This is a genomic window from bacterium, assembly GCA_016873475.1.
Taxonomy (GTDB): domain Bacteria; phylum Krumholzibacteriota; class Krumholzibacteriia; order JACNKJ01; family JACNKJ01; genus VGXI01.
Genome location: VGXI01000167.1, coordinates 1 through 7,345, shown reverse-complemented (window position 1 = coordinate 7,345; position 7,345 = coordinate 1). Strand labels below are relative to the sequence as shown.

5 protein-coding genes and 2 tRNA genes are annotated in these 7,345 nt (G+C 71.2%); 6 read left to right on the top strand and 1 reads right to left on the bottom strand.

The annotated features are described in order from the left end of the window. The 6 genes from FJ251_12030 to FJ251_12005 form a co-directional block, all read left to right on the top strand. Positions 1-1,855 (top strand): hypothetical protein (locus tag FJ251_12030; GenBank protein MBM4118438.1); only part of this gene is annotated, 1,855 nt, incomplete at its 5' end. Between the two features lie 76 nt (positions 1,856-1,931). Continuing rightward, positions 1,932-2,693, top strand: coding sequence for a 5'/3'-nucleotidase SurE (surE, locus tag FJ251_12025; protein ID MBM4118437.1), 762 nt, complete (start codon positions 1,932-1,934; stop codon positions 2,691-2,693). Then, positions 2,690-3,352, top strand: coding sequence for a protein-L-isoaspartate(D-aspartate) O-methyltransferase (locus FJ251_12020; GenBank protein ID MBM4118436.1), 663 nt, complete (start codon positions 2,690-2,692; stop codon positions 3,350-3,352). Before surE ends, FJ251_12020 begins: the two co-directional genes overlap by 4 nt. A 65-nt stretch (positions 3,353-3,417) precedes the next feature. Continuing rightward, positions 3,418-3,495 (top strand) — tRNA-Pro (locus tag FJ251_12015). Between the two features lie 28 nt (positions 3,496-3,523). Continuing rightward, entirely contained in the window at positions 3,524-4,372 is an 849-nt protein-coding gene (locus tag FJ251_12010) for an RNA polymerase sigma factor RpoD/SigA (protein MBM4118435.1), read from the top strand. Then, positions 4,350-4,425, top strand: a tRNA-Arg gene (locus FJ251_12005). Before FJ251_12010 ends, FJ251_12005 begins: the two co-directional genes overlap by 23 nt. 509 nt (positions 4,426-4,934) lie before the next feature. On the opposite strand, the gene FJ251_12000 is transcribed toward FJ251_12005, so the two are convergent. After that, the coding region (locus tag FJ251_12000) for a hypothetical protein (GenBank protein MBM4118434.1) at positions 4,935-7,345 on the bottom strand (2,411 nt) is incomplete at its 5' end.

Sequence of the window (7,345 nt, the reverse complement as noted above, 5' to 3'; positions counted from 1 at the left end):
CGAGGACGCGCTCGCCGAGGGCCTCCTGCGCTGGGAAGGAGGCGAGCTCGTCGAGACGGGCCTCGGCGACCCCACCCTGCGCGAGCCGCTGGTCGCCGCTGCAGCGCTGCGCGACTGGACCCACCGCGGCGCGGCGCTCGGCCTCGTCCTGCCGCCCGAGCTGATCCTGCGCACCGAGGTCGGACCGCTCGCCGCCCTCGCCCTCGATGCCGGCGACGGCCTCGACTTTCGCCCGCTCGTCCCCGGCGAGCCCCTGCCGGTGGCCTACGCAAGCACGGGGACCAAGACCCTCACGCTGCGCCTCGCGCGCAGCGACGGCGCGACGGCCTACGCGCGCTTCACGCTGGACGTGCGCGATCTCCAGGCGCCGCCCTACGACGAGCTCTGGCCGCTCACGGCCGAGACGCCCTACGCGGGCGGCGTGGCCAGCGGCCAGGCCTACGTCTACAGGGCGCCTGGGCATGCGAGCCTACAGAACCCTGTCGTTGTAGTGGAGGGCTTCGACCTCGACAACATCATGGGCTGGGACGAGCTCTACGATCTGCTCAACCGGGAGAACCTGCTCGAGGACCTGCGCGCAGCGGGCTACGACGCCGTCGTGCTCGACTTCACCGAGTCCACGGACTACATCCAGCGCAACGCCTACCTGCTCGTCACCCTGCTCGAGGCCGTGCAGGCGGCGCTCGCCGATCCCGAGCAGGACATCGCGCTGATCGGCGCCAGCATGGGGGGGCTCGTCTCGCGCTACGCCCTCGCGGCGATGGAGCTGGCCGGCCAGCCGCACCGCGTGCGCAGCTTCATCAGCTTCGACTCGCCGCAGCGGGGCGCGAACATCCCGCTCGGGGTGCAGTACTGGCTGGACTTCTTCCGGATCGAGTCCGAGGAGGCGGGCCACCTGCTGAGCCGGCTCGACACGCCGGCCGCCCGGCAGATGCTCCTCTACCACCACACGAGTCCGCCCGGCGGCACGGGCCAGCCCGATCCCCTGCGCGGCCTGCTCACGAGCGAGCTCGCCGCGCTCGGCGACTACCCGGGCGGGCCGCGCCTGGTGGCCATCGCGAACGGCAGCGGCGCGCGCGCGGACCAGGGCTACCCGCCCGGCGCCCAGCTGATCGACTACGAGTACAACAGCTGGTTCGTCGACATCGTCGGCAACGTCTGGGCAGTGCCGGCCGGCGGCAGCCAGCTCATCTTCGACGGCGAGATCGACCGCATCTGGCCACTGGACGACGATGCGCTGAGCGTCACGGTGAGCGGGACCCAGCCCTGGGACAACGCACCCGGCGGCTGGCGGGCCTCCCTCGCCGAGATGGACGCCACCCAGGCGCCCTACGGCGACATCCTCGCCCTGCACCCGGCTCACTGCTTCATCCCGACGATCAGCGCGCTCGCGCTCGAGACGGGGGATCCCTTCTTCGACATCGCGGGCGCCGAGGATCTGCTCGCGCTCACGCCCTTCGCCGCGGTCTACTACCCGGCCGCGAACCAGGAGCACGTGCTCGTCACGCCCGAGAACAAGGCCTGGTTCATCGAGGAGATCGCGGCTCCGGCGACCGGGTTGCCGGGCGAAGCGCCGGGGCCGGCGCTGGCACTGGCGGCTTACCCGAACCCCTTCAATCCGCAAGTGGCGCTGCGCTTCGCGCTGCCGGCGGCCGCGGCCTTGCGGCTGAGCATCCACGACGCGCAGGGTCGCTGCCTGCGCGAGCTGCTGAGCGGCGTGCAGGCAGCCGGCGCGCGGGTCCTGCACTGGGACGGCCGCGACGCCAAGGGTCGCGCGCTGCCGGCGGGCGTCTACCTGGCCCGCCTCGCCACGCCCGCGGGCGGCGCGAGCCGCCGTCTCGTCCTGCTCAGGTAGGCCGCGAAAAGAAGCTGCCCTCGCGGCGACGCTGCGCTAGACTGCCGCCGGCCGGCGGTCGCCGGCACGGAGGGCCATGCGCATCCTGCTCAGCAACGACGACGGCGTCCACGCCCGCGGCCTCAGGGCCTTACGCGAGGCGCTGGCCCCGCTCTGCGAGCTGTGGGTGGTCGCGCCCGCCTCGCAGCAGAGCGCGAGCAGCCACAGCCTCACCTTGCACACCATCCTGCGGCGACACGAGCTCGAGGAGCGCGTCTATGCCGTCGAGGGCACGCCCGCCGACAGCGTGCTGATGGCGATCAACGACCTCATGCAGGCGGCGCCCCCCGACCTCGTGATCTCGGGGATCAACCACGGCCCGAACATGGGGGAGGACGTGCACTACTCCGGCACCGTGGCGGCCGCGATCGAGGCCGCCATCCTCGGCGTGCCGGCGCTGGCCGTCTCGGTGGCGGCCTTCCGGGGGCAGATCTTCGCGGGGGCCACTCGTTTCCTCTGCGAGCTCGTCCAGCGGCACCCGGAGCGGCTGACCCTGCCCGGCACTCTCCTCAATGTCAACGTGCCCAACCTGCCGCCGGAGGCGATCCGCGGCGTTGCGGTGACGCGCCTGGGCAGCCGCTTCTACGGCGACGTCATCCTGCGCAAGGAGGACCCCCGCGGGCGCGAGTACTTCTGGATCGGCGGCGAGGCGCCCACCTGGCGCGAGGGCGAGGACTCCGATTTCCACGCCGTCCACAAGCGCCACGAGATCTCGGTGACCCCGCTGGCCCTGGACCTCACCGATCACGCGATGCGCGGGCGGCTCGCGGCCTGGGCCGAGCGCTGGCCGGGCGCATGAGCGGCGGGCGCGAAGGGGACGAGTACGCCGTCGCGCGGGAGCGCATGGTGGCGCGCCTACGGGCGCAGGCCCTCGCGGGTGAGGAGGTCCTCGCCGCGATGGCGGAGCTGCCGCGTCACCTCTTCGTCGACGCCGCGCTCGCAGGGCGCGCCTATGGCCGCGACGCGCTGCCCATCGGCTACGGGCAGACGCTGTCCCACCCCGAGGTCGTCGCCCGAATGACGGAGGCCCTGCTGCCCGAAGCGGGCCTGCGCGCACTCGAAGTCGGGACGGGTTCGGGCTACCAGGCGGCCCTCCTGGCGGCGCTCGGTCTGGAAGTCTGGACCGTCGAGCGCATCGCCGGGCTGCTCGCCCGAGCCGAGCCGCTCTGGGAGCGGCTCGGCGTGGCGGGTCGCATCCACGCCCGGCACGCGGACGGGTATCGCGGCTGGCCAGAGGCGGCGCCCTTCGCGCGGGTCATCATCACCGCAGCGCCGCGGGAGCTGCCGCGCGCCCTCTTCGGCCAACTGGGAGATGGCGGCCTGCTCGTGACGCCCCTCGGCGGCGAGGCCGATCAACGCCTGCTGCGCTTTCGCCTGCGCGGGGAGCGCGCATTCCGGGAGGATCTGGGCGCCTGTTCCTTCGTGCCGATGCTCGGCCGCACCGTGGGGACGGCCTAGACCCTTGCCGGGACGGGGATTGGGCCTTTACAGGCCCTCGCGCATTGCCTATGTTTGCGCCGTGTCGGGGTGTAGCGCAGCCCGGTTAGCGCGCCTCGTTCGGGACGAGGAGGTCGGAGGTTCAAATCCTCTCACCCCGACCCTTTCTTGCTCAGCTCCCCGGAGAACGCCATGGCGGGCGATTTCGAATCCGCTTACGTCCGGGAGATATCGAGAATCCCTGTGCTCGGTCCGGAGAACGAACGCGCCCTGGCGCGGCGCGTTCGCGCGGGGGACACCGCCGCGCGGCGGGAACTGATCGTCAGCAACCTCCGCCTCGTGCTCAGCATCGCGCGCGCCTACACGGGGCGCGGCGTCGGGCTGATGGACATCGTCGAGGAGGGGAATCTGGGCCTGATCCGGGCTGTCGAGAAGTTCAACCCGGAGCGGGGCTTCCGCTTCTCGACCTACGCCTCCTACTGGATCAAGCAGGCGATGGCGCGGGCAGTGGCGAACCAGGGGCGGACGATCCGCATCCCGTTCCACGTCTACCAGCTCGTGAATCGTTACACGCGCCTGATGGCCCGCGCGAGCGACCTGGGGACGCTCTCCGACGCCGAGCTGGCCCGGCGGCTGCACTGCACCGAGCGCAAGGCGCATCTCGTGCGCAACTTGGTGCTGGGCATCCTGTCCCTCGACCTCATGATGAGCCAGGGCGCGATGAAGGAACTCTACGCGCCGGAGGAGAACCGCGTCGGACAGACGCCCGAGGATCTCGTCAGCCTGCAGCTCGAGCACGAGCAGGTGCACCGGCTGATGGACAAGCTCTCGGCGCGGGAGCGCGCCGTGCTGCGCATCCGCTACGGCTTCGAGTCGGCCGGGGAGTTCCAGACGCTCGAGCAGACGGGGCGCGCATTCGGCGTCACCCGCGAGCGCGCCCGCCAGATCGAGATGAAAGCGTTGCGCAAGCTGCGCCTGCTCCTGCGCAGCGACGAAGCGGCGAAGATTGGCGAAATCGGCCCCCGTAGCTCAGGCGGATAGAGCAGCGGTTTCCTAAACCGCGTGGGCAGGTTCGAGTCCTGCCGGGGGTACCTGAGCGTGAGTCAGCGAAGCGTGGGAGGGCGCCCGAAAAAAAACGAGGGGCTCACCGCTGAGTACGTTTGACAACCCACCCTTCAGAGGCTCGTGCGGCAATCGCTTCGCTGAGATGCATGAGGATACGGGGTCACGTACTCCCAGTGGAGCCCACTCGCGAAGCGCAGGTTAGCAGCGCCCGCCCGCCGTGTCAACGCTCTCCAGGCAATTCTTCCACCATAGGCCGTCTATTCGCAATCCATCCGTAATGGCGGGCTTATTGCGGCCGGAATCCAACCATCTCGGCCTGGCCCCAAATAAAGAGGCGCCCTTCGCGGAAGGGCGCCCTAACCATGGCAGAGCATGAGGTCCTCTCGACGGATTCGTCCTAGTCTCGCAACCACCAGAAGAGATCCAGCAGTCCGCAGAAGAACACCACCATGGGTTCTCCTCCTTTCCTCGAGGATCTCGGCCGAGATGTCCGCATCGCGCCTTGCAAGGGGCATGCCGGGCCGGTCACAGTCCGGCCCTAGCTGCCAATCCTCATAAAAACGAAAGAGATATCGTCGGTCTGCTGTCCGGCGCCGAAGTGCCCGAGTTCCGCCAGCAGGCCATCGGCGAGCGATTCCAGGTCGTCCTGCTTGCGTTCTTGCAGCCAGTCCGCCAGGCGGGCCTCGCCGAAGGGTTCCTGATGGCTGTTCTGCTGCTCCTCGAGCCCATCCGAGCGCAGGAAGAGGAGATCGCCTGGCCGGAGACGCAGGTGACCCTGCAGGTAGGGCACCTCGTCGCCGACGCCGAGGAGCTGGCCTCCCCGGCGAAGCTGCTCCAGACGCCCCCCGCGGCGCAGCAGCCAGGGGGCGGGCATGCCGGCATTGCAGTAGTGCAGGAGAGCGGGCTCCCGCTCGAGCTGGGCGTAGAAGAAGCCGGCGAAGGCGCCCGGGCCCCGGGCGCGGTCCGCGATCAGCCGTCCCAGGGACTGGCTCATCGCTGCGAGGACGGGCGCCGGCGCCTCCCCGCCCGCCGCCTGGGTCCGGAAGGCGAGTGCCACGGAGGAGATCAACATGGCCGCCGGGACGCCATGGCCCGTGGCATCCCCGAGCGCGAAGCCCAGGCGCCCGGCGTCGAGCTCGAAGACGTCATAGTAGTCGCCGCCGACCTCGCTGCTCGTCTGCATGCGGTGCACGATCTCCAGGCCGGGCAGGCTGGGCATTTGGCGGGGCAGCAGGCTGAGCTGGATGTTGCGCGCGAGTTCCATCTCGCTGCGCAGGCGCTCCTGCCGGGATGCCAGCGCCACCAACGAGAGATTGCGCAAGTGCAGTTCCAGCGGCGCGACCAGGCGCTGCAGCCCCTCGACGACGCCCGTGTCGTAGAGGCTGCTCCGGCGCGCCGGGCCGAGCACGAGCAGCGCCGGTCGCTCGCCATCGGCTCCCAAACAGAGCAGCAGGGCCCAGTCACGCTCCTTGCAGAAAGGCAGGGCCGCCGGGCCTAGCAAGCTGCCCGCCCAGTAGGGGTCCCATTGCTCCGCGGCCAGGAAGCAGCGCGCGCCCAGGAGCGCCTCCTCCAGCCCGGTAGGGAGGGACACCGTCGCACCGACCGGCGGCACGGTGATCGAGGCGGGGGGACCTCCCTCGCCCTCCCAGCGATCTTCCACCCGCCAGCTGCCGCCGCCCTCGCGTTCCAGCCAGAGCGTCCAGGCCGATTCGGCTTCCCAGCCGATTCGCGGCAGCAAGGCGCGGCTCAGTTCGCGCCGGGCCGTGAAGTAGCGAGGCGGCGCCAGCCAGCGCAGGCTGTCCTGGAAGGAGTGCTCCCCGTGTTCCTGGCCCCGGCGCAACAGGCGGCGGCGCAGCGGCATGACGAAGGGCAGGGCGACCACGAGCGCAAGCGCGTCCAGGGCGAGGTCCTCGACAGCGGCGTCGGCGCCGGGCCGCAGGAGATGCAGCCCGAGGCGGGCGAGGAGGAAGAGCAGGCCGAGCAGGCTCCCCGTGAGGAGCAGGCGGCGCAGCCGGGCGGCACGCCGGTAGAGCGCCGGCAGATCGGAGCCCAGGAGGCCCAGGCCGAAGCTCAGCGGCAGGAGGGTGAGAAAGAGCGGGGTCCAGTCGGCGAGTCCCAGGCGGCGCCCGGGCAGCGCCTGGTGCAGCAGCTGGAACGCGACGAGCGGGAGCAGGCCGAGGAGAGCCGCGATGAGCACGAGCTGGATGCGCCGGCGCTCGCGCCGGTGCTTGCGGCGGAAGGCCTTGACGATGAGCACGGCGAGCCCGAGCAGGAGGAATCCGCCGCTGACCAGTGCGCTCACATCCTGCAGGAGCCGAACGGGCGAGGCCTCGGCGCGCGGCGAGAGCCCGGCGATGAGGGCGAGGCCCGTCAGGAGGGCGAGCGCGGCGGGAGGGAGGTAGATCAGCAGACGGAGGGCGAGGGGCCGCGCACGTCGCTCCGGGAAGCTCAGGATGAAGTGCAGCCAGACCGGGGGCAGCAGGAGCCCGAAGAGATCGCTCTTCCACTCGAGGAGCACCGCCCACGGTCCGGGCGAGAGCCGGGGATCGCGGGCGAAGAGGGAGCCGATGAGCAGGGTCAGCAGGAAGAAGAGTTTCGCCAGCGGATCCCGCCGCCTCGCCTGGACCCAGTAGCCGATCCAGAACGTCGAGACGGCGGCGAGCGTGGCGAGGACCAGCGCGAAGCGGCGTCCGCTCTCCGGGGGCCCGAGGCGAAGGGTTTCCAGCCGCCGCTCCGCTCCCCGAAAAACCTCGACCTGGACGGGTCCCCGGCGCGCCTCGGCCGCGAGCAGGGCGATGGCCTGGGCGTCGCGCTCGAGGATCCGGCCGTTGACGGCCGCCAGGCGGTCGCCTGCCCGCAGCGGGGAAGCGGCGGGCTCCGGGGGAGTGTGGGGGATCACGCGCAGATGCCGGAGGCGGAAGGGGAGTTCAGGTGCTCCCCAGCGCTCCG

Excerpts from the sequence above, each read along its gene's own strand:
- FJ251_12020 (MBM4118436.1), top strand. The coding sequence starts at position 2,690 with ATGAGCGGCGGGCGCGAAGGGGACGAGTACGCCGTCGCGCGGGAGCGC.
- FJ251_12010 (MBM4118435.1), top strand. The coding sequence starts at position 3,524 with ATGGCGGGCGATTTCGAATCCGCTTACGTCCGGGAGATATCGAGAATC.
- surE (MBM4118437.1), top strand. The coding sequence starts at position 1,932 with ATGCGCATCCTGCTCAGCAACGACGACGGCGTCCACGCCCGCGGCCTC.